The organism is Nonomuraea rosea, assembly GCF_039539705.1.
Taxonomy (GTDB): Bacteria; Actinomycetota; Actinomycetes; order Streptosporangiales; family Streptosporangiaceae; genus Nonomuraea; species Nonomuraea rosea.
Genome location: NZ_BAABDQ010000026.1, coordinates 170,709 through 190,018, shown reverse-complemented (window position 1 = coordinate 190,018; position 19,310 = coordinate 170,709). Strand labels below are relative to the sequence as shown.

The following is a 19,310-nucleotide window of genomic DNA, read 5'->3' as shown; positions in this document are numbered from 1 at the left end:
GGATGTATGTGCGCTTGTCCCCTACTTTGGCGAATCGGGAACCGTGACCGGTTCGGCGAGCCGTCGCTCGTCGCAGGCCTGCTGCAGCGCTTCGAGGGTTTCGTCGAGTCCCGCGCCGAGCCTGGGCCCCGGGGCGAAGGTGGCGGGCAGGTGGCGTATCCCGTTGATGACGCCGATGGTCTCGTAGTGGACCGTGCCTTCGGCCTCGCACCGGTAGCCCGGCATGCGGTCGAGCACCTGCAGCAGCATGCGCTTGAACACGGCGCGGGCCACGTTCGAGCCGATGCAGCGGTGGATGCCCAGCCCGAAGCTGCTGTGCCGGTTCCCGGTGCGCGCCAGGTCGAGGGTGTCCGGCTCGGGGAAGACCGAGGCGTCCCGGTTGGCCATCGCCCACGACAGCCAGAGGCGTTCGCCTTCCTTGAATCGGGCGCCGGCGACCTCGCAGTCGGCGGAGAACGTGCGCCCGTCGCCCGGCGCCGGGGTGAAGAAACGCAGGAACTCCTCGGTCGCGGAGTTGAGCAGGGTGTCGCGTTCGCGGCTGAGGCGCGTGCGCTGGTCCGGGTGCTCGGCGAGCCATTCGAGCGCGTGCGCGGTCAGCGCCGTGGTGGTGTCGAAGCCGCCGCCGATGATCAGGTAGAGCGATCCGACGAGGTCCTCGAAGGCCGGAGGCTCGCCGCCGATGTCGGCCCGGACGAGCGCGTCGACGAGGCCGGGACGGGGGTCGGCGCGGATCTGCTCCAGTTCGGAGATGAGGTCCAGCACCAGCTCCCGGTGCATCTCGGCGACCCGCGGTGAGTCGGGCGAGTCCGGCGGGGTGTAGACCGCGGCGTGGACGGGCTCGTTGTAGATCGTCCATTTTCTGAGGGGGATGCCCATCATGGCCAGCGTGAGGACGGCGGGCACGATGTTGGCCAGGTCGTCGACGAAGTCGATGCGCCCCTCCTCGATCCTCTCGTCCAGGCAGGCGCGGATCACCTCGTCCACGAACGGCAGCCAGCGGCTGACCGCGGCCGGAGACAGGTACGGGTTGAGCGCCTGGCGGTAGTGGCGCTGCTCCGGCGGGTCCATCTCCAGGAAGCCGGCTCTGCCGAGTGCCTCGGGCGTCGGGATCGTGATGCCCCGGTAGCCGCGCCGCTCGCCCTTGATGTCATGGTCGTTGGACAGCACGTCGGCCCGGCGGGCCAGCTCGAACACCTCCCGGTTGCCCGCGGCCACCCAGTGGCCGTCGTAGGAGTCGCTCCAGGCGATGGGGCACGTGGCGTGCATCTCCTGGGTGATGGACTCGAACCGGTGGCGGTATTCGGGGGTGTGCCGGTCGAAGGGGTACCGGTTGCGCTCGTCCTCGCTCACGGCGTCGTCCTCCTTGTCGTTGAGGAGCACCTGGTCAGGAAGCGGAGATCGCCCGTTCGGGACAGGACCTGACAGCGTCGGCCACTCGCGCCTCCTCCTCGGCGGGGACGTTCTCGTTCGCGACCGAGGAGTGGCCGTCGATCTCGTCGAGCTCGAACACCTTGGGGGCGATCATGTTGCAGAGCGTGTGGCCCTGGCACAGCTCCGCGTCGACCCGCACCTTCATGCCGTCGCCTCCTTCGGATCGCGATGATGCTCGCCCGGCCCATGCCACGAAGCGGCCCGCGGACGCGTGCGGGGTGGAGCGGGGATGCCGGGGGTGGGTGACAGCGGACGGGCCACGCGGGGGGATGTCGGGGTGGTCGCGCGTACAACACCCGATGGTAGCGCTCGCGCGACGGCCAGTCAGGTCAGGCCAGCTCACCTGGTCACCGTGTCGTCGCCCAGGCCGGTCAGCCGCCTGGACAGCGCCACCCGCGACCGCACGTCGAACTTGCTGAAGATACGCGCGACGTGCGTCTCCACGGTCTTCTGGCTGACCTGGAGCCGCTCGGCCACCTCCCGGTTCGTCAGCCCCTGGCCGACGAGGTCGGCCACCTGACGCTCCCGCACGGTCAGCTCCGGCGGCCCGGCGCTCCTCCGCCCCGCGCGCCGGGGCCCCTGCGCGGCGAGCTGCCGCTCGACGCGGGCGAGCTGACCGGCGAGCCAGTCGGCTCCCGACTCCTTGTACGCGGCCTTGGCCAGGCCGATCTCGGTGCGGCACAGCGCCACTTCCCCCATGCGGCCGAGGAGGGTGGCGAGCAGTTGATGCGCCAGGCTCCGCTCGACGACGGCGCCGCTCTCGCCGAACCGCTCCGCGGCGATCCTGGCGGCCGCCACGGCTCCCGCCAGGTCGTCGTGCACGGACAACGCGCGGGCGCGGGCGTCGTAGGCCGTACCGGCCTGGTAGGCGAGGCCGCCCGCGACGGCGACCGCCGCCGCCGACAGGGCGAGCGCGGTGCCGGCGTCACCGCCGGCTCCCGCGTTGATCGACTGTGTCGCCAGCCGGTCCACCTCGGTGTCGCGGGAGAGTACGGAGGGGAGCGGCGGAGCGTGCCCCGCCTCGGCGCGGCCGGCGGCGAGCCGGACCCTGGCCACGGACACGTGCGCCATCGCCCGCCACCACGGCGAACCCGGGCTCGCCTCCGCGACCTGCCGGGCGAGCGTCATGGCGGGACGCACACCGTGCCGCCACAGCACCGGCAGCAGCATGACGCTCCTGGCCATCGCCAGGGTCTCGCCGCTGCGGATGTGCTCGGCCGCCGTGGCGGCGTGCTCGGCGCTGTCGATGGCCTCCGTCAGCCGGCCGGTCCTGGCTCTGTGGTGGGCCTGGCTGATCAGCAGGTACGGCATCGCGTAGCTGCCGCCCGAGGTGGTCGCCAGCTCGATGCCCCGGGTCAGGTGGCGCGCGGCGTCGGCCGGCCGCCCGAGACAGGTCTCACCCCAGGCGAGCGGGGCGACGAGCTCCACGTGGCGCAGCAGGGCGGTGTCCGGCATGCCGTCCATCAGCCAGCCGGCCCGCCTGCTGTGCGATCGCGCGGCGGCCACGTCGCCGTCCTGCAGGCAGGCCAGGGCCAGCAGGGCGTACGCGGCGGCGCCGAGCGCGGGATCGTGCGTCTCCGAGATGTAGCCGATGGCTTCGAGCGCGTGCCTGCGCGCGCCTCCGGGGTCCGCGCGCAGCGTCGCCACGGCGGCCAGCTCCACCAGGAGCGGGGTCAGCAGCCGCGGATCCCGCCCGGCCCTCGGGAGCTGCGCGCTCAGCAGGGCCAGCGCCTCGTCCAGCCGGCCGAGCAGCCGCGAGATCACCGAGGAGAAGGCCACCGCCACCGTGGCCACCTCGTGCGGCAGGCGGATGACCTCGTGCAGGATCCGCCGGCTCTCGGTCAGCGAGCCCATCACCCCGGTGGCCTTCGCCAGCCCGGTGAGCAGGTGGCCGCGGTAGGGCACGAGGTCGTCGCGTTCCGGCAGCACCCGCAGGGCGCCGTGGAACAGCCGGACCGCGGTCGCCGGCGCCGAGTCGATGTAGGCGGCGCCCGCGTCGCCCAGCGTCCTGGCGGCCTCCTCGTCACCCTGCTCGGCGCACCGCTCGGTGTGGTGGGCGAGCAGCGCCAGGGATCCGCCGCTGCGGCGTACGTACCCGGCGACCCGGGCGTGGGCCGCGATGCGCCAGCTGGGGCCGCACGTGTCGTAGGCGGCGGCGCGTACCAGGGGATGGCGGAAGGCGAACCGCGGGCCCGCCATGGTCCCGAGCCCCTGCCCGCACAGCTCGTCGACGGCGGCCGCGGCGGTGGCGGCGGCGAGCTCCGCGACCTCGGCGATGACGACGGGCGAGGCCAGCTCGCCGGCGACCGCCGCCGCGTGCGCCGCCAGGCGGCCCGCCGGGGTGAGCCGATCGAGCTCCGTGCGCAGCATCGTCAGCAGCGTCTCCTCCAGCGCGAGCACCGTGCCCGGCCGGCCGTCGGCCAGCTCCGCCAGCGCGTGGTCGTCGGCGTCGAGCAGCGCCCGCAGGAACAGCGGGTTGCCGCCGCTGACCCGATACATCAGCCGCCGGCGGCGCGGGCCGGCGTCGGACGGCATGAGCGCGGCCGCCGCGTCCTCGTCCAGCGGGGACAGGCTCAGCCGGGTGACGCGCGGCTTCTGGCGGGCGACGGCGTCGGCCACCGCGGGCGGGATCATGGTGGAGCGGCAGGCGATGGCCAGCAGAAACCCGGCGGCGGGCGGGCGGCGCAGCAGGAACTCGGTCAGTTCGAGCGACGCGGCGTCCGCCCAGTGCAGATCGTCGAGTGCCAGTACGACGCCGCGGCCGGCCGCCAGGTGGGCCAGGAGCGTACGGACGCCTCGATAGGTGTGGAAGCGATCCAGCCTGCCCTGCACGGTGTCGCTCGTCTCGCCCGCCGACAGCAACGTGCGCAGGGCGGACTCCGCGAGGTCGCCGGGCCGGCCGCCGCCGGCGTCCTGCTCGTCGGACAGCCGGGTGAAGGCGTCCACGTACATGCCGAACGGGACCAGCCGCTCGAACTCGGTGGCGCTGCCGGCGAGCACGGTCCGCCCGGCCTCGTGCGCCCGCTCGGCCAGGTGCTCGAGCAGCCGGGTCTTGCCCACCCCCGGCTCGCCGTCGATGAGGACCAGCCCGCTCCCACCGGCGACGGCCTCCTGGATCCTGGCCAGCTCGCCGGTCCGCCCGACCAGCTCGGGCCGCAGCGTCCGGGCGGCTCCCGGCCTCGCCAACCTGTCATCGGTCATGGCATCCTCCGGAACATCCGGGCGATCAGGTCAGGACCAGGCGTGCGGTCGACGTTGTGTTGATCATACAAATCCGCCCGGCGTCGGTGGCAACCGCCCGGCGAAGGAAACGAAGGACTGACCTCTCAGGAGCCTGCCCTGCCGTGGGAAGGAGACCGGCCCGCCGACCGCGACCAGCCGCCCGGCCTCGTCCTCCTCGGCCTCCGCGCCGCCACCACCTGACGGACTGGATTGACCGTTCCGGCCGTGAGCCCGCGTAGGGTTGATCAGGTGTCCGTTGTCCGCCGTGGTGTCCTGCTGGGCGTGGCGGCGTACGTCCTGTGGGGCCTGTCCGCCCTCTACTGGCCGCTGGTGGAGCCCACCGGCTCGCTGGAAGTGCTGGCCCTGCGCGGCCTCTGGTCACCGGTGGCGATCGCCCTGCTGGTGCTCGCGCTGGGCCGGCGGCGTCAGGTGGCCGCGCTCCTGCGCCGCCCGCGCGACCTGCTCCTGCTCACCCTGGCCAGCACGCTCACGTCGATCAACTGGGCGTTGTTCATCTGGGCCACGATGAACGGGCACGTCGTCGACGCCTCGCTCGGCTACTTCATCACGCCGCTGGTCAGCGTCGCGCTGGGGGTGGCGGTGTTCGGCGAGCGGCTGAGCGCCCGCCAGTGGACGGCCATCGGCCTGGGCGCCGCCGCCGTGATCGTCCTCGCGATCGGGTACGGCGGCCCGCCCTGGATCGCGGTCGGCCTGGCGCTCACCTTCGGCGGCTACGGCATGATCAAGAAGCGGGTGGCCGCCGGGGCCGTCGAGGGGCTGATGGTGGAGACGGCGGTGGTGTTCCCGCTCGCCCTGGCGTACACGGTGTGGCTGCAGGCCACCGGCCAGGCCACGTTCGGGCACGTGTCGGTGGCCAACACCCTGCTCGGCATCGGCGCCGGCTTCGTGATGGTGGTGCCGATGCTGTTGTTCGGCGCCGCCGCCACCAAGATCCCGCTCAGCCTGACCGGCATGCTGCAGTACATCGAGCCGATCGTGCAGTTCCTGATCGGCCTGCTGGTCTTCAAGGAGTCGATGCCGGGCAGCCGGTGGGCGGCGTTCGGGCTGCTCTGGGCCGGTCTGGCGGTGTTGTCGGCCGGCGGCCTCAGGCGACGGGATCGGCGGCGGGACGCGGCTCGTCGTCCAGTTCGACCGCGCTCCGCTCGATCATCTCGAACTGACGCATCAGGCGTTCCAGATCCGGAGGCGAGACCGTGAACGTGTCGTGCACCGCCTCGCCCGCCGCCGTGTAGCTGAGCTCGTGCCCGCACGCGCCGTCCCACAGCCCGGTGATGACGCGCATCGGCGGGGGCAGGCGGTCCACCTGCACGCGGCGTACTTTGACCCCGGCCGCGAGCTGCTCGCGGGCCAGCGCGTCGAGGTCGTCCGTCCACTCGTGGTAGATGAACACCCGCCGGATCTTCACGCCGCGCGCCAGCGCGTCCAGCTGCGCCCGCCAGTATTGCCTGCCGACCGGCTCGCGCCACCACGTGAGGTCCACGGAGGGCACGCTGGTGACGCAGATGTGCTCGCGGGCCTGCTCGATGAGCCGCAGGAACACCTCGTTGTCGCCGTACGGCGTGCGGAAGTGGCCGCGTTCGAGGTCGGCGAGGGTCCGCAGGCACTCCTCGAAGGCGGCACGGCAGGCGTCCTCGGCGGGCGAGCCCTTGTAGTCGCGCTCGACGTGCTTGGCCGCGCGCAGCATCGGCTCCATGAGGTCGGGCAGCCACGGGATCTTGTCGATCGTGGAGACCATCTGGCCGACTCTGGTCTCGTGCTCGACCCGGCGCTTCTCCTGGAGCAGCGACTGGATCTGAAGGGTGATGACGCCGCCGATGAGCCCGGCGACGGTGCCGAGCGCCTGTGCGGTGTCCTCACGGACATAGAAGATCACGCCGAGCAGCACGGACAGGCCCGTACCGACGAGCAGGACGGGGTCGACGGAGAGCGGCGACTTCTTCTCGGGCCTCTTCACCAAGACTCCCGGGGCGCAGGCAGGGGGACGAACCAGTGTAGTCGATCTTGACTGCCGCCAATCGCCGATTCGGGGGCCGAACCTGCGTTTCAGGAGCGAACGCGGTCAGCCCGCCGCGGAGTCGCGGGTGCGGCCGTGGGCGTCGTGCGGGAGGTCGGCGTAGTGCCATTGGTGGTCGCGGGCCTGCCGGCACGCGACCTCCAGGTCGCCGGCCTCGATCGCGGCCAGCAGGTCGGCGTGGTCCTCGGCGATGTCGTGCAGGTCGACCTCGGTGGCGACCATCGTGACCGAGGTACGCGCCTCGATCTGCAGGCCATCCCAGGTGAGCTTGAGCAGCTCGTTGTGGGCGGCCTCGACGATGCGCCGGTGGAAGGACACGCTGGCGCGCGCCGACGCCTCCCCGTCGCCGCGTTCGGCGGCGGCCCGCATCGCCGCCACGTCCGCCCGCATTCCCTCTGCCGGTACGGTCCCGGCCAGCAGGGCGAGCCGGGTGGCCGTCTCCTCCAGCGCCGCCCGCACGACGTAGCTCTCGCGCAGCGTCTCCTGGACGAAGGGCCGGACGAACGTGCCGCGGCGCGGCTGGGTCTCCACCAGCCGCATGGCCTCCAGCTCGCGGAGCGCCTCGCGCACGGGTGCCTGGCTGGTGCCGTAGGTGGCCGCGAGCCGCGTCTCCACCAGCCGCTCGCCCGGGCCGAAGTGGCCGGACACGATGCTGGCGACCAGCGAGTCGCGGATCTGCCGCGCCAGCGTGAGACGCGGCAACTTGGCGGGCTCTTCGGTCATGAGGGTGATCCTACCGATTATCGATTGTTCAGCTGATCCATTGACGGGGGCCTGTCGATAATCAATTATCGATAATTATCCTCACCAGGGGAGGCCCGACATGGTGATCAGCGCCGTGCACGTTCCCGAGTCCGCCGACGCCGTGGTCGCCTGCCTGGCCGGGGGCGGCTGGGTGATGGGCGGTGGCACGGTCGTGATGCCGCTGGTGAACAGCGGTGCCGCGCCCGTGTCCGAGCTGGTCAGCCTGCGCCGGGCGGGGCTGGGCGGCATCGAGGTGCGCGACGGGGTGGCCAGGATCGGGGCGGCGGCCACGTTCACGGCCGTCGGCGCGCATCCGGAGCTCGCGTTCCTGCGTCCGGCGCTGCGGACGATCGCCTCCCCGACCCTCCGCAACCAGGCCACCGTGGGCGGCAATCTGTTCGTCGCCCAGCCGTACGGCGATCTGGCCGTCTGCCTGCTCGCTCTCGACGCGACCTGCGAGATCGCCGGGCCGGACGGCCGGCGCGACGCGGCGGTGACCGACGTGCTGGCCTCCGGGGTCGCCGCGGGCGAGGTCGTCGTGGCGGTACGCGTCGCGCTGCCCGAGCCCGGCGACTGGTACTTCCACAAGGCGATGCGCCGCCGCCTGAACTCGGCGGCGATCGTCACCGTCGCCTCCGTCACCCGGGTCGGCGGTGGCGTGGTCACCACCGCCACGATCGCGCTGGGCGGTGTCGCGTCACGTCCGGTGCGCGCGGTGTCGGCGGAGCGCCTGCTGCTGGGCCGGCCGCTGACCCATGAAGTCCTCACCGAGGCGGGGCAGGCGGCCCGTGGCGACACCGCCCCCTTCGACGACGCCTACGCCAGCGCGTGGTACCGGACGCGGGTCCTGCCCGTGCACCTGCGCAGAGCCTTCCTTCCCGAGTGATCCAGCAGGACCAGGGCCGCATCAGTGAGAGGTGGATCGTGCCGTCACAGATCGTCTCGCTCGTCGTCAACGGCGAGCATCGCGAGTTCATCGCCGCGCCGGGCGCCACGCTGCTCGCGAGCCTGCGCGAGTCGCTGGGGCTCACCGCGGCCAAGCGAGGTTGCGCGCAGGGCGCCTGCGGCACCTGCACCGTCCTGGTCGACGGTCAGCCGGAGGTCTCCTGCCTGGTCTCGGTGGAGACCGTCGCGGGCCGCTCGGTCCGCACGCTGGAGGGGGTGGCCGGCGGCGGTGAGCTGGACGAGGTGCAGAGCGCGTTCGTCGACTGTTTCGCCACCCAGTGCGGCTTCTGCACGGCCGGCATGATCATGGTCGCCGAGGTGCTGCTCGACCGGAACCCCGATCCGAGCGAGGCCGACGTCATCGAGGCGATCTCGGGCAACGTCTGCCGGTGCACCGGCTACCGGCCCATCGTGATCGCCATCCTGGAGGCGGCCAAGCGCCGCCGGGAGGTGGCGTCGCGATGACCTTCCGCCTCGCCCCGATCGACACGAGCACCTTCACCGCGGAACGGGCCGCCGCCGGCGACGGCGACCTCACGGTCATCGGCTCGGTGGTCCAGCGCTCCGACGCGCGCGGGCACGTCACCGGGCGTACCGAGTTCTTCGAGGACGTGGCGCCGCCGCGGCTCGCGCACCTGAAGATGCACCGCTCGGCCCGGCATCACGCCAGGATCCTGGACGTGGACCTGACCGAGGCCCTGGCCGTGCCCGGCGTCCTGCGGATCCTCACCCACGCCGACATCCCGAACAACCTGTTCACCCCGCTCAAGCTGATCGGCGTCGGGCCGGACGACGAGCCCATCCTGGCCGTGGACAAGGTGCGTTATCTCGGCGAGCCGATCTGCGCGGTGGTCGCCGTGACCGAGGCGGCCGCGCTGGAGGGCGCGGCCCGGGTCAAGGTCGCGTACGAGGACCTGCCGCCGGTCTTCGACGTCGAGGAGGCGCTGGAAGAGGGCGCGCCGCTGGTCAACGAGTACCACGGGCAGAACCACTTCATCTACGAGGGCCACCACTGCCGGCGGATCCGGTTCGGCGACGTGGAGGAGGCGTTCGCGCGGGCCGACCACGTCTTCGAGTGGCGCTACCAGTCCGCGCCGATCGAGCAGGCTCCCGTCGAGACCACCGGCTGCGTCGTCGTCCCGCAGGCCGACGGGCGGCTGCGCATCCACTCCGACACCCAGGCGTGCTTCTTCACCCTGGACAACACCGCCCTGATCCTGGAGACGCCGTTCAACAAGCTGCGCATCGTCGGCGGGACGGTCGGCGGCGGCTTCGGCGGCAAGGTGGACGTGGTGGTCGAGCCGGTCGCGTGCGTGGCCGCGATGCTGGCCGACCGCCCGGTCAAGTTCGTCTACGACCGGGCGGAGGAGATGCAGGTCTCCTCGCCGCGCGCCGCCGAGCGCATCTACATCAAGGACGCGGTCATGAACGACGGCCGGATCATCGGCCGCAAGGTCACGCTGTACGTGGACGCCGGCGCGTACGCCCGCCACAGCCCGTACGGCACCACCAAAGCCGCCGCGCACCTGCCCGGCCCCTACGCGATCCCGAACGTGTGGGCCGACTGCCACTGCGTGTTCACCAACCGCACGCCGTCCAGCGCCATGCGCGGCTTCGGCGTGACCATCGCCGACTTCGCGCTGGAGTCGCAGATGGACCGGATCGCCCGCGCGCTGGACCTGGACCCGCTGCGGCTGCGCCTGCTCAACGCCTACCGCGACGGGGACGTCAAGGCCCATCGCAAGGTCGCCGAGGGCACGGCCCTGGTCGAAGTGATCCAGAAGGCGGCGGAGATGGCCGGGCACGAGCTGCCCGAGGCGTACCGCCGGATGTCCTCCACGACCAGAGAAGGGTTGTAGCGATGGCGAAGCTGCGCGGGCGCGGGTACGCCTCGGTGAACTACCCGACCGGCATGAACCTGGGCGGCGACCCCTCACAGGCGCTGATCCACGCCACGACCACGGGCACGTTCGTGATCTCGCTGTCCTCGGTGGACCTGGGCCAGGGCATCAAGACGATCGCCGCCCAGTGCGCCGCGGAGACGCTCGGCCTGCCGATCGGGAACGTGCTCGTCGACACCGCCGACACCGACACGGGCCCGCACTGCATGGGCACCTTCGCCAGCCGCGGCACCCACCGCGTCGGCAACGCCGTCATCATGGCCGCCGCCGAGGCGCGCGGCGTGATGCTGGCGGTCGCCGCCGAGGAGCTGGAGGTCGACGCCGCGGACCTGGAGACCGACGGCACCGGCTTCATCATGCTCAAGGGCGCGGAGGAGAAGCGCATCCACATCACCGACCTGGCGCTGGCCGCGCACTTCAAGCACGGCAGGACGATCTCCGGCCGGGGCATCTACCTCAAGGAGCCGAGCGTGCCCGTGCCCGAGACGGGGGAGATGGACCCCGACTCCTGCCAGGCGCACGCGTGCACGGCCGCCGTCGTCGAGGTGGACGACGAGACCGGGGTGGTCGAGGTGCTGGAGCTGTACAACGCCTACGAGATCGGCCGGGCGCTCAACCCGGCCATGGCGACGCAGCAGGTGGAGGGCGGGGCCTGGATGGGTGTGTCGCACGCCCTGTTCGAGACCACCGAGCCGTACTACCCGTCGCGCGACCACGGGCCACGCGATTTCGCCGGGTACCTGATGCCCGGGCCCGCCGACATCCCCGTCCAGCACAGCCTGTTCCTGGAGCGCCCGGCCGCGAACGGGCCGTACGGCGCGAAGGGGATCGGGGAGATGACGGCGAACGCCCCCATCCCGGCCATCGCCAACGCGATCTTCGACGCCTGCGGCGTGCGCCTGACGTCGATGCCCTTCACCCCAGAACGCGTCCTGCGAGGGCTGGACGCATTGAATACGGAGGAACCATGCTGAAAGTGATCTCGTTGCTCAAGCGCGCCGAGGGCCTGTCCCACGAGGAGTTCGCGAAGTGGGTGGTGGAGGAGCACGTCGAGTTCGCCAGGAAGCTGCCCGGCCTGCGGAAGTACACGGTGAGCGTGACCGGCGCCGACGGCGGCGCGTACGACTCGGTGAACGAGCTGTACTTCGACGACGAGGACGCCCGCGCCGCCGCGTTCGGCTCCGAGCACGGCAAGGCCGCGGCGGCCGACGCCGCCGCGCACACCTCCCAGCGCGTCCACCTGCTCACCACCGAGCACGCGCAGTTGTGACGACGGACGGCGCCGTGCCCGCTCTCCTGAGCGAGGGCGAGCTGGCCGCCGCGCTGGAGGCGCAGGGCTACTTCGCCGACGAGGGACTGTGCACGGCCGTCCACCTGGCGCTGCGGCTGGGCCGGCCGCTGCTGCTGGAAGGGGAGCCCGGCGTCGGCAAGACCGAGGTCGCCCCGGTGCTCTCGCGCGTCACGGGTCTGGACCTGATCCGGCTGCAGTGCTTCGAGGGGCTCGACTCAGGCCAGGCCCTCTACGAATGGGACTACCCGAAGCAGCTGCTCCAGGTCCGGGTGGCCGAGAGCCGCGGGCAGGACGTCGGCGACCTGTACCGCGAGGAGTTCCTGCTGCGCAGGCCGCTGCTGCGCGCCGTACAGGCCGAGCGGGGCGCGGTCCTGCTGATCGACGAGATCGACCGGGCCGACAGCGAGTTCGAGGCGTTCCTGCTGGAGTTCCTGGGTGACTTCCAGATCACGATCCCGGAGCTGGGCACGGTACGCGCGCGCACGCCGCCGATCGTGGTGCTGACCTCCAACCGCACACGCGAGCTGCACGACGCGCTCAAGCGGCGCTGCCTCTACCACTGGATCGCCTTCCCCGAGCCGGACCGCGAGCGGGCGATCCTGCGCGCCGCGCTGCCCGGGCTGGAGGAGCGGGCGGCGGCGGGTCTCGTCCGGGCGGTGCAGCGCGTACGCCGCCTGCCGCTGCTCAAACGACCCGGCATCGCCGAGTCGGTGGAGTGGGCGCGCGGCGCGCTGGCACTCGCCGAGGGCGGCAGCCCGTGGCCGGTGGCGCTGCGCCGGGCGCTCGGCCTGCTGATCAAGGACGAGGAGGACACCCGGCTGCTCCTCGGACACGCGGCGGAGGTCTTCGGCGATGCCTGAGCCGACCGTGCGCGCGGAGGAGGTCTTCGGCAATGCCTGATCCGGTCGTGCGCGCGGCGGACCATCTGTGGGGATTCCTCACCGCGCTGCGCGGCGCGGGTGTGCCCACCGCGCCGACCAAGCGGGCGGACCTGCTCAGGACGCTCGCCGAGTCCCCGCCGCCCGGCCTGCCCGCGCTGTACTGGTACGCCCGGATCATCCTGCTGCAGGACGTGAGCGACCTGCCGGCCTTCGAGCGCGTCTTCGACGCCTGGTTCCGGCAGGGCGCCCCCGGCGACGTGCCGATCCAGGGCGACGACGAGCGCGCGCCGTCGCCCGGCGGCCCCGGCGCGGACGACCCGCCGTCCCGCGAGGTGCGGCCGGGCGAGGGGATCGAGGCCAGCACCTTGAGCACCTACGGCACCCGCGACTTCGGCCTGACCGGCGAGCACACGGCCGCGTTCATGCGCGCGCTCCAGGCCGCCTGGCCCGCCGTGCTGCCCGCCGTCCCGTCACGGCGGCGCCGCCCGGCTCGGTCGGGGGACCGGCTGGACGTGCGGCACGCGTGGCGGCAGGCCCACCGCCACGACGGGGAGATCATCCGGTTGCGCCGCCTCGCCCGCCCGCCGCGCCCGCGCCGGCTGCTGATCCTCGTCGACGTCTCAGGATCGCTCCGGCGGCACACCCCCGACCTGCTGCGGGCCGCGTACACCGCGCTGCGCGCGGCGCCGGCACGTACCGAGGTGTTCACCTTCGGCACCCGGCTCACCCGGATCACCGCCGCGCTCTCGCACCCGCACGCCGACCGGGCGCTGCGGGCCGTGTCGAAGCTGGTCACGGACGCCGACGGCGGTACGGCGATCGGCGCGGCCCTGGAAGGGTTCCTGGCCAACCCGCGTTTCGTGGCGCTCGCGCGTGGCGCGCTCGTGATCGTGCTGTCCGACGGGCTCGAACGCGGCGACCCCGGCCCCATGGTGCGCGCCACCGCCCGCCTGTCGCGGCTCGGCCACCGGCTCGTCTGGTGGTCCCCGCTGGCCTGCTCGCCGGCCTACCGCCCGGTCACCCGCGCCATGGCCGCCCAGCTCCCGAGCCTGGACCACCTCGGCGGCGTCCGCGATCTGCGCACCGCGCTGGAGGAGGTCCGCCGCCTTCCCGCCGTCCTGTCCGGCCCCCGCCGCCTCGCGGCGCGGCGCTGGTCCGCTCCACGACCCAGGGGAACCACCCGATGACGCCCTCTTCCGCCCCCGGTCCTGCGGGGATCGTCGACTCCCACCACCACATCTGGCGCGCCGCCGACCTGCCCTGGCTGCAGGGGGAGATGGTGCCGCGCATCTTCGGCCCGTACGAGCCGATCCGCCGCGACTATCTCGCGCCCGAGTACGTCGCGGAGGCCACCGCGTGCGGCATCGCCTCCTCGGTCTATGTGCAGGCCAACTGGCCGCTCGACCGCTGCGTGGAGGAGGTGCGGTGGCTGCGCGACGTCCACGCCGAGACCGGCTGGCCCACCGCCGTGGTGGGCTCCGCCGACCTGTTCGACGAGGGTGCGGCCGAGGTCATGCGCCGCCAGGCCGCCGTCACCCCGCTGGTCCGCGGCACCCGCCTGCAACTGCACTGGCACGAACGCCCGGAGTTCCGCTTCGCCTCCGCCCCCGACCGGATGAAGGACCCCGTCTTCCGGCGCAACATCGCCGCGCTGGCCGATCTCGGCTGGGTGTTCGAGCTCCAGGTGTTCGCCGCGCAGATGGCCGACGCCGCGGCCCTCGCAGCCGACTTTCCCGACGTGACGTTCGTGCTCGTCCACGCCGGGATGCCGGTGGAGTCAGGCCCGCCGGCCGCCGGCGAATGGACCCGCGGCATGAGGCTCCTGGCCGAGCGGCCCAACGTCGTGGTGAAGCTCACCGGCCAGGGCACCTTCGTGCACCGCGTGGACCGGCCGCTGATCGAGCGGGTGACGGCCACCTGCCTGGAGCTGTTCGGCTCCCGCCGCTGCATGTGGGGCAGCAACTTCCCGATCGAGAAGCTCTGGACCGACCTGGCCACCCTGGTCTCCACCTGGCGGGACGTGCTCGCCGGCCGATCCGAGGAGGAGCGGCGGGACGTGTTCGCCGCGACGGCCACCCGCGTCTACCGCCTGTGAACCCCGTCACATGCCCGGCCGTGGCTCAGCCGCAGGCCTTCCCCGTGGTGCCGCTGCCGTGGTTGACGCGGCCGATCCCGGCCGACACGCCGCCGCTGGCCTGGGCGCAGACGCCGCTGGGGGCGTAGACCATGTCGCCCCAGTGGTGCCCGCCGTTCCCGGCGCGGTAGGTGAAGGACCTGCTCTTGGTGCTGGTGAAGACCCTGATGTGGCCGGTCGCGTTCTTGGCCACCTGCGCCTCGCCCCAGTTGGTGCCGCAGCGGCGGGAGTAGTACAGCTTGATCGTGCCCAGGCTGTCACCGATCTCGTTCTTCAGCGAGGCGCTCTTCCCGGTGTACACCTTGCTGCTGGCGCACCCCGACCTGTACGGGTCCTTCCCGTCGTACGGGTGCGCGCTCGCGGGCCCCGTGGTCAGCAGAAGCGTCGAGATCGCCGTCACGGACACCGCGGCCGCGGCAATGTGGATCTTCATGTCGAACCGGCTCCTTGTCGAGATGGAAGCGCCCAACCCGGCGCTTGTTCCTCCAGGAGTTCCGACTATGCCCAGGCGCCCGGAGAGGCGGCAACGAATGTCCGTCCAGACATTGTCCAGAAGCGCGCTTGGACAAAGGAGCCGCAGCTCTTGGACGACGGACAGCAGCGCGTAGGTCAGGCGCGTGGGGCGACCGGTGCGGGGAGACCGACGCCGAACAGGCGGGTGTCCATCTCGTCGAGCGCCAGGCGCAGCGCGCCCAGGGCGACGCTCTCGGCGCCGAGCGTGGAGGCGCGGATCTCGGGGACGCGCAGGCACGTGCGGCCGAGCTCGCGGGCCAGCTGGCCGACGATGAGGTCGGCAGAGCGGGAGAAGCCGCCGCCGAGGATGACGACCTGCGGGTCGAGGGTGAGGACCAGGGCGGCGGTGCCGACGGCGAGGTCACGGGTGTAGCGGCGGACGGCGGTCTTGGCCGCCTTGTCGCCGGCGCGGGCGGCGGTGAACACCCAGGCGGCCGCGTCGTCGGTGTCGACGCCCGCGGGCAGGCTGGCGCAGTTTTGCAGGTGGGAGGGCGCGGTGAGCCAGCGGACCGCGCGCAGCGCGCCGATCTCGCCGGCCGCGCCGCCGTAGCCGCGGCGCAGCGTGCCGTCGATGATCAGTCCGGCGCCGGTGCGCATGCCCGCCAGCACGTAGACGATGTCGTCGGCGTCGCGGGCCGCCCCCTGCCAGCGTTCGGCCAGCGCGGCCAGCTTGCAGTCGTTCTCGACCTGGATCGGGCAGGAGAAGCGGGTGGCCAGGTGCTCGGCCGGGTTCACGCTGGCCCAGCCGGGCAGCGGCGTGAACAGCGTGGTGCGGCCGCTGGCGTCGACAGGACCGGTCACTCCGACGGTGACCGCCCAGATCTCCTCCGGGCGCACGCCGGCCGTGGCCAGGCACTCGTCCACGGCGGCGTCGACGACGGTGAGCCGCGCCGCCGGGTCGGCGCCGGGGTCCACCGGCAGCCGGGCGGTCCACGCGACGGTGCCGTCGAGGTCGGCGAGCAGCACCAGCACCTTGTGCGCGCCGACGTCGACGCCGAGCACGTGCCCGGCGCCGGCGTTGAACCGGTAGCGGCGGGCGGGGCGCCCGACGACGCTGCTGCCGTCGGGCTCCACGACGGTGAGCCAGCCGTCGGTGACCAGACCCTGCACGATGACGTCCGTGCCTGGCCTGGACAGCCCGGTGCGGGTGGCCAGCTCCGTGACGGTGGACGGCGGGTTGCCCCGCAACGCCCGGACGATGCTGAGCGCGTTGAGCTCCCGCATCCGGGTCACGTCCGTCCCGGTCGTGACCTGCTCCGTCACCGACGCCCCCTTGGTCCCCTTAATAACGCTGCGCTCTTTACAAAAGGGTAATGCGAAGTCAGGAGATCGGATACCACTGCCCACCGGGTGCGACGGCTGGGCCGAAGTCCACCTCGCGGCCGTCGATGGCGAACACGTACCGGCCCTTCCGCACGACGGCGGGACGGGCCGACAGGTACGCCGTCATGTCCGCCAGCTCCTCCGCGCGCAGCCACCCGGGCGGGTCGGACACCGCACGGAAGCCGCACACCGTGGCCAGGTCGCGCAGCCAGCCGAGCTGCTCGTCGGTCAGCAGGTTGAGGCGGCTGCGGAAGTACACGACGTCCGGATCGACCTCCGCGATGGGCGCGTGCCACAACCGGTGCAGCGTGTTGACGACGGCGTTGCGCGCCATCGCGTCGGACGGGTCGTCGCTGGCGTAGTTCTGCCACATCGGCGCCACGTCCGGCCCGCTGCGCAGCCCGTCGAGCAGGCCGAGCGAGGGCAGCAGGATCGCGCCGCTGCCCAGCAGGTACACCTCCGGTCCCGCCGTCCGCCTGATCAGCTCCAGCGCGTTCCGATAGGCCTGCTCGCGCCCGATCCCGTCCTGCCGCACGCCGGGTGCGGCGCCGGCGTTGATGAAATCGAGCTTCAGGTAGCCGAAGCCCCACTCGTGCACGACCCGCCGGATCAGCTGCTCCACGTGGTCGAGCGCGTCGGCGCGGGACAGGTCCAGCGCCCAGTACCCGGTCCCCCAGTTGTAGCCGGCGATCACCGGCTCGCCTCGCTCGTCCCGCAGCAGCAGCTCGGGCCGCTCGCGGGCGGTGCGCGAGTCCGGCAGCACGATGAACGGCGCCAGCCACAGCCCCGGCGTCAGCCCGGCGTCGGTGATCCGGCCGGCGAGTGCGCGCATCCCGGACGGGAACTTGGCGTTCGGCTCCCAGTCGCCGACCATCTCCTCCCAGCCGTCGTCGACCTGCAGCACGTCGAAGGGGAGGCCGTTGAGTGCGGCGATGTCCTTGGCCAGCCCCGGCTCGGTGATGCCTTCGTAGTAGGCGTACCAGCTGCACCAGACGTTTCCGGCGCGCCGTTCGCTGCTGCCGAGGCGGGCGGCGAGCGCGCGGGTGTAGGCGGCGAAGACCTCCTCCTCTTCGCCGTAGGCGAGGAACCACGGCGCCCCGTCGTCCTCGTACCAGCCGGAGAACGTGTCGCGGTCGGCCGCCAGGCGCGGGGTGCCGAGGCCGAGCGCGCCGAGCAGCATGACCCGCCCGTCGTCGCCCTGAAGGGCGGCGACGGCCGAGGAGTGGTGGCGGGACGGGTCGTCCCAGGCGGGGTCGTCCGCGGTGGTCCTGCGCCGCGGGTCCGCGATGCGCAGCGGCGGCTCGGACAGCCGCCGCCAGCCGCACGGGCTCCACGAGTTCTGGCCGTGCCGGTAGAACAGCGCGTCGCCGAGGCCGTGCAGCACGGCCACCCGGCCGGGCGGCAGCACGACCCCGCCGTCGATCTTCTGTGGTGGCTCGGAGCCGGTCAGCTCAAGTGCCAGGGTACGGCCGGCCAGCTCGACGAGCAGTGGCATGGTGTTCCTTTCCGGGTACGTGCGTGGGTCAGGTGAACAGGGCGTTGACCTGCTCATTGGCCTTCTTCAGAGCTTCGGCGGCACCGGTCTGCCCGAGGATGACCGACTGGATGGCGTCCTGCACGATCTGGCTCACCTCGTTGCCGTGGTCGGTGATGGGCAGCAGGAACGTGCCGCCCTGCGTCTTCGTCGGGTCGAGGAACGCGCTCACGTCACGCCCCTTGGCCTGGTGCGCCTCGGCGGCCTTGTCGCTCGCCGTCTTGATCGCGGGGAAGACGACCGCGTTGCCCGCGACGATGTTCTGGCAGTCGGCGGAGCCGAGGAACTTCACCCACTTCCACGCCTCTTCCTTGTGCTCCGTACCGGCGAAGATGGCGTCGGACAGGCCGTTGATGGCGGTCTTGCGCGCGCCGGCCGGGCCGACGGGCATGGGGGCGAGGGCGAACTTCTCCTTGGCGTCCTGGCCCAGGTACGTGTTGATCGTCCACGATCCGACGAACGTCAGCGCGCCCTTGCCGGCGTTCATCACCGCGTCCCTGCCCAGCTTCGACTGCTTGTCGAACTTCGGCGCGTACCCCTTGTCGATGAGCTGCTTGTACCAGTCGATGGTCTGGGCGAGCTTGGGGTCGTCGAACTTGTACTGCGTACCCCAGGGGTTCTTGTCCAGGTACGTCCAGCCGTTGGCCACTGCCAGGTCGCCCCAGCCGTTCTGTCCCTGGGACCCGTCGGCCCACTCCGGCAGGAAGCCGTACACCTTGACCTTGTCCTTGTCGAAGGCCGGGTCGAGGCCGTTGTGCCCGTTCTCGTCCACCGTGAGCTTGGCGATGACCTGCTGGAGCGTGCCACCGTCGGCGGGGTTCCAGGTGAGGTCCGCCATCTCGCCGGCCTTGACGCCCTGCTCCTCCAGCATCGTGGTGTTGTAGACGACCGCCACGGTGTCCCAGTCCTTGGGCAGGCCGAACCGCTTGCCGTCCTTCGCCCACAGGTCGGCCAGGCCGTCCTGATACTGCGTCAGGTCCACCTTGTCGCGGTCGACGAACGGCTGGATGTCGAGGATCTGCCCGCTGCCGACGAACTGCGGGTAGTAGGAGCCGTGGTCGGTCCACACGTCTGGGGCCTGGCCGGCGGCGAGCTGGGTGGTCAGGCCCTGCCAGTACTGGTCCCACGCCGTCTGGGTGATCTTGACGGTGATGTTCGGGTTGGCCGTGTGGAAGGCGTCGGCGCAGGACTGGTAGGACGCGAGCTGGTTGTCGTCCCAGAGCCAGTAGTCGAGGGTGACGGCGCCGCCTGCCGCGCTGTCGTCGCCGCCGCCCGAGCCGCACGCGGCGAGCGTGCCGGCGAGCGCCAGTGACAGTATCGCCAGACCTGTCCGCTTGGTGGTGTTCATGATGCCTC

18 protein-coding genes are annotated in these 19,310 nt (G+C 72.3%); 9 read left to right on the top strand and 9 right to left on the bottom strand.

Translation table 11 applies throughout. The features are described 5' to 3' along the window. Positions 1 to 21: 21 nt before the first annotated feature. The 3 genes from ABEA43_RS43585 to ABEA43_RS43575 all read right to left on the bottom strand — a co-directional run bounded on the left by ABEA43_RS43585 (position 22) and on the right by ABEA43_RS43575 (position 4,632). The gene (locus tag ABEA43_RS43585) at positions 22 to 1,380 is read right to left on the bottom strand and encodes a cytochrome P450 (protein ID WP_345571642.1); all 1,359 of its coding nucleotides are present in this window, start codon (positions 1,378 to 1,380) and stop codon (positions 22 to 24) included. Between the two features lie 4 nt (positions 1,381 to 1,384). After that, entirely contained in the window at positions 1,385 to 1,576 is a 192-nt protein-coding gene (locus ABEA43_RS43580) for a ferredoxin (protein WP_345571640.1), read from the bottom strand. Positions 1,577 to 1,770: 194 nt separating this feature from the next. After that, positions 1,771 to 4,632: a helix-turn-helix transcriptional regulator gene (locus ABEA43_RS43575; protein WP_345571638.1), complete on the bottom strand. Its 2,862-nt coding sequence runs from the start codon at positions 4,630 to 4,632 to the stop codon at positions 1,771 to 1,773. Between the two features lie 270 nt (positions 4,633 to 4,902). Between ABEA43_RS43575 and rarD the strand changes: the two genes are divergently transcribed. Next, entirely contained in the window at positions 4,903 to 5,871 is a 969-nt protein-coding gene (gene rarD, locus ABEA43_RS43570; RefSeq protein WP_345571636.1) for an EamA family transporter RarD, read from the top strand. Here rarD and ABEA43_RS43565 read toward each other — a convergent pair. Together ABEA43_RS43565 and ABEA43_RS43560 are read right to left on the bottom strand one after the other, a co-directional pair. Further along, on the bottom strand, positions 5,759 to 6,628 hold the full coding sequence (locus ABEA43_RS43565; RefSeq protein ID WP_345571635.1) for a hypothetical protein: 870 nt from the start codon (positions 6,626 to 6,628) through the stop codon (positions 5,759 to 5,761). The two genes, rarD and ABEA43_RS43565, sit on opposite strands and share 113 nt — an antisense overlap. Positions 6,629 to 6,733: 105 nt before the next feature. Beyond that, positions 6,734 to 7,411 carry a GntR family transcriptional regulator gene (locus tag ABEA43_RS43560; RefSeq protein ID WP_345571633.1) on the bottom strand — a complete coding sequence of 226 codons (678 nt, stop codon included), beginning with the start codon at positions 7,409 to 7,411 and terminating at the stop codon, positions 6,734 to 6,736. A gap of 100 nt (positions 7,412 to 7,511) precedes the next feature. Between ABEA43_RS43560 and ABEA43_RS43555 the strand changes: the two genes are divergently transcribed. The 8 genes from ABEA43_RS43555 to ABEA43_RS43520 are packed head-to-tail and all read left to right on the top strand — an operon-like array spanning position 7,512 to position 14,545. Then, a complete protein-coding gene (locus tag ABEA43_RS43555) occupies positions 7,512 to 8,318 on the top strand; it encodes an FAD binding domain-containing protein (protein WP_345571632.1) in 807 nt (268 codons plus the stop codon). A gap of 38 nt (positions 8,319 to 8,356) precedes the next feature. After that, positions 8,357 to 8,842, top strand: coding sequence for a (2Fe-2S)-binding protein (locus ABEA43_RS43550; protein ID WP_345571630.1), 486 nt, complete (start codon positions 8,357 to 8,359; stop codon positions 8,840 to 8,842). Next, positions 8,839 to 10,236, top strand: coding sequence for a xanthine dehydrogenase family protein molybdopterin-binding subunit (locus ABEA43_RS43545; protein ID WP_345571628.1), 1,398 nt, complete (start codon positions 8,839 to 8,841; stop codon positions 10,234 to 10,236). Before ABEA43_RS43550 ends, ABEA43_RS43545 begins: the two co-directional genes overlap by 4 nt. A gap of 2 nt (positions 10,237 to 10,238) precedes the next feature. Beyond that, positions 10,239 to 11,252, top strand: a complete 1,014-nt coding sequence (locus tag ABEA43_RS43540; protein ID WP_345571626.1) for a xanthine dehydrogenase family protein molybdopterin-binding subunit — start codon at positions 10,239 to 10,241, stop codon at positions 11,250 to 11,252. Next, the gene (locus ABEA43_RS43535; protein WP_345571624.1) at positions 11,246 to 11,548 is read left to right on the top strand and encodes an EthD family reductase; all 303 of its coding nucleotides are present in this window, start codon (positions 11,246 to 11,248) and stop codon (positions 11,546 to 11,548) included. The genes ABEA43_RS43540 and ABEA43_RS43535 overlap by 7 nt, the downstream gene beginning before the upstream one ends. A 14-nt stretch (positions 11,549 to 11,562) precedes the next feature. Beyond that, positions 11,563 to 12,429, top strand: coding sequence for an AAA family ATPase (locus tag ABEA43_RS43530; protein ID WP_345571622.1), 867 nt, complete (start codon positions 11,563 to 11,565; stop codon positions 12,427 to 12,429). 32 nt (positions 12,430 to 12,461) lie between these two features. Continuing rightward, a complete protein-coding gene (locus ABEA43_RS43525) occupies positions 12,462 to 13,637 on the top strand; it encodes a VWA domain-containing protein (RefSeq protein WP_345571620.1) in 1,176 nt (391 codons plus the stop codon). After that, positions 13,634 to 14,545, top strand: coding sequence for an amidohydrolase family protein (locus tag ABEA43_RS43520; protein ID WP_345571618.1), 912 nt, complete (start codon positions 13,634 to 13,636; stop codon positions 14,543 to 14,545). The genes ABEA43_RS43525 and ABEA43_RS43520 overlap by 4 nt, the downstream gene beginning before the upstream one ends. Before the next feature lie 25 nt (positions 14,546 to 14,570). Here the strand turns inward: ABEA43_RS43520 and ABEA43_RS43515 are convergent, their stop codons facing one another. From ABEA43_RS43515 to ABEA43_RS43500, 4 genes are all read right to left on the bottom strand, one after another. Further along, a complete protein-coding gene (locus ABEA43_RS43515) occupies positions 14,571 to 15,017 on the bottom strand; it encodes a DUF2690 domain-containing protein (protein WP_345571616.1) in 447 nt (148 codons plus the stop codon). A 176-nt stretch (positions 15,018 to 15,193) separates the two neighbouring features. Next, entirely contained in the window at positions 15,194 to 16,360 is a 1,167-nt protein-coding gene (locus tag ABEA43_RS43510; RefSeq protein WP_345571614.1) for an ROK family transcriptional regulator, read from the bottom strand. A 58-nt stretch (positions 16,361 to 16,418) separates the two neighbouring features. Further along, entirely contained in the window at positions 16,419 to 17,915 is a 1,497-nt protein-coding gene (locus tag ABEA43_RS43505) for a glycoside hydrolase family 36 protein (protein ID WP_345571612.1), read from the bottom strand. Positions 17,916 to 17,943: 28 nt separating this feature from the next. Next, the gene (locus tag ABEA43_RS43500; RefSeq protein WP_345571610.1) at positions 17,944 to 19,302 is read right to left on the bottom strand and encodes an ABC transporter substrate-binding protein; all 1,359 of its coding nucleotides are present in this window, start codon (positions 19,300 to 19,302) and stop codon (positions 17,944 to 17,946) included. Between the last annotated feature and the right edge of the window lie 8 nt (positions 19,303 to 19,310).

Coding starts and splice junctions, on each gene's coding strand:
- ABEA43_RS43555 (WP_345571632.1), top strand. CDS start 7,512: ATGGTGATCAGCGCCGTGCACGTTCCCGAGTCCGCCGACGCCGTGGTC.
- ABEA43_RS43520 (WP_345571618.1), top strand. CDS start 13,634: ATGACGCCCTCTTCCGCCCCCGGTCCTGCGGGGATCGTCGACTCCCAC.
- ABEA43_RS43545 (WP_345571628.1), top strand. CDS start 8,839: ATGACCTTCCGCCTCGCCCCGATCGACACGAGCACCTTCACCGCGGAA.
- ABEA43_RS43540 (WP_345571626.1), top strand. CDS start 10,239: ATGGCGAAGCTGCGCGGGCGCGGGTACGCCTCGGTGAACTACCCGACC.
- ABEA43_RS43525 (WP_345571620.1), top strand. CDS start 12,462: ATGCCTGATCCGGTCGTGCGCGCGGCGGACCATCTGTGGGGATTCCTC.
- ABEA43_RS43535 (WP_345571624.1), top strand. CDS start 11,246: ATGCTGAAAGTGATCTCGTTGCTCAAGCGCGCCGAGGGCCTGTCCCAC.
- ABEA43_RS43580 (WP_345571640.1), bottom strand. CDS start 1,576: ATGAAGGTGCGGGTCGACGCGGAGCTGTGCCAGGGCCACACGCTCTGC.
- ABEA43_RS43505 (WP_345571612.1), bottom strand. CDS start 17,915: ATGCCACTGCTCGTCGAGCTGGCCGGCCGTACCCTGGCACTTGAGCTG.
- ABEA43_RS43515 (WP_345571616.1), bottom strand. CDS start 15,017: ATGAAGATCCACATTGCCGCGGCCGCGGTGTCCGTGACGGCGATCTCG.
- ABEA43_RS43560 (WP_345571633.1), bottom strand. CDS start 7,411: ATGACCGAAGAGCCCGCCAAGTTGCCGCGTCTCACGCTGGCGCGGCAG.
- ABEA43_RS43575 (WP_345571638.1), bottom strand. CDS start 4,632: ATGACCGATGACAGGTTGGCGAGGCCGGGAGCCGCCCGGACGCTGCGG.
- ABEA43_RS43500 (WP_345571610.1), bottom strand. CDS start 19,302: ATGAACACCACCAAGCGGACAGGTCTGGCGATACTGTCACTGGCGCTC.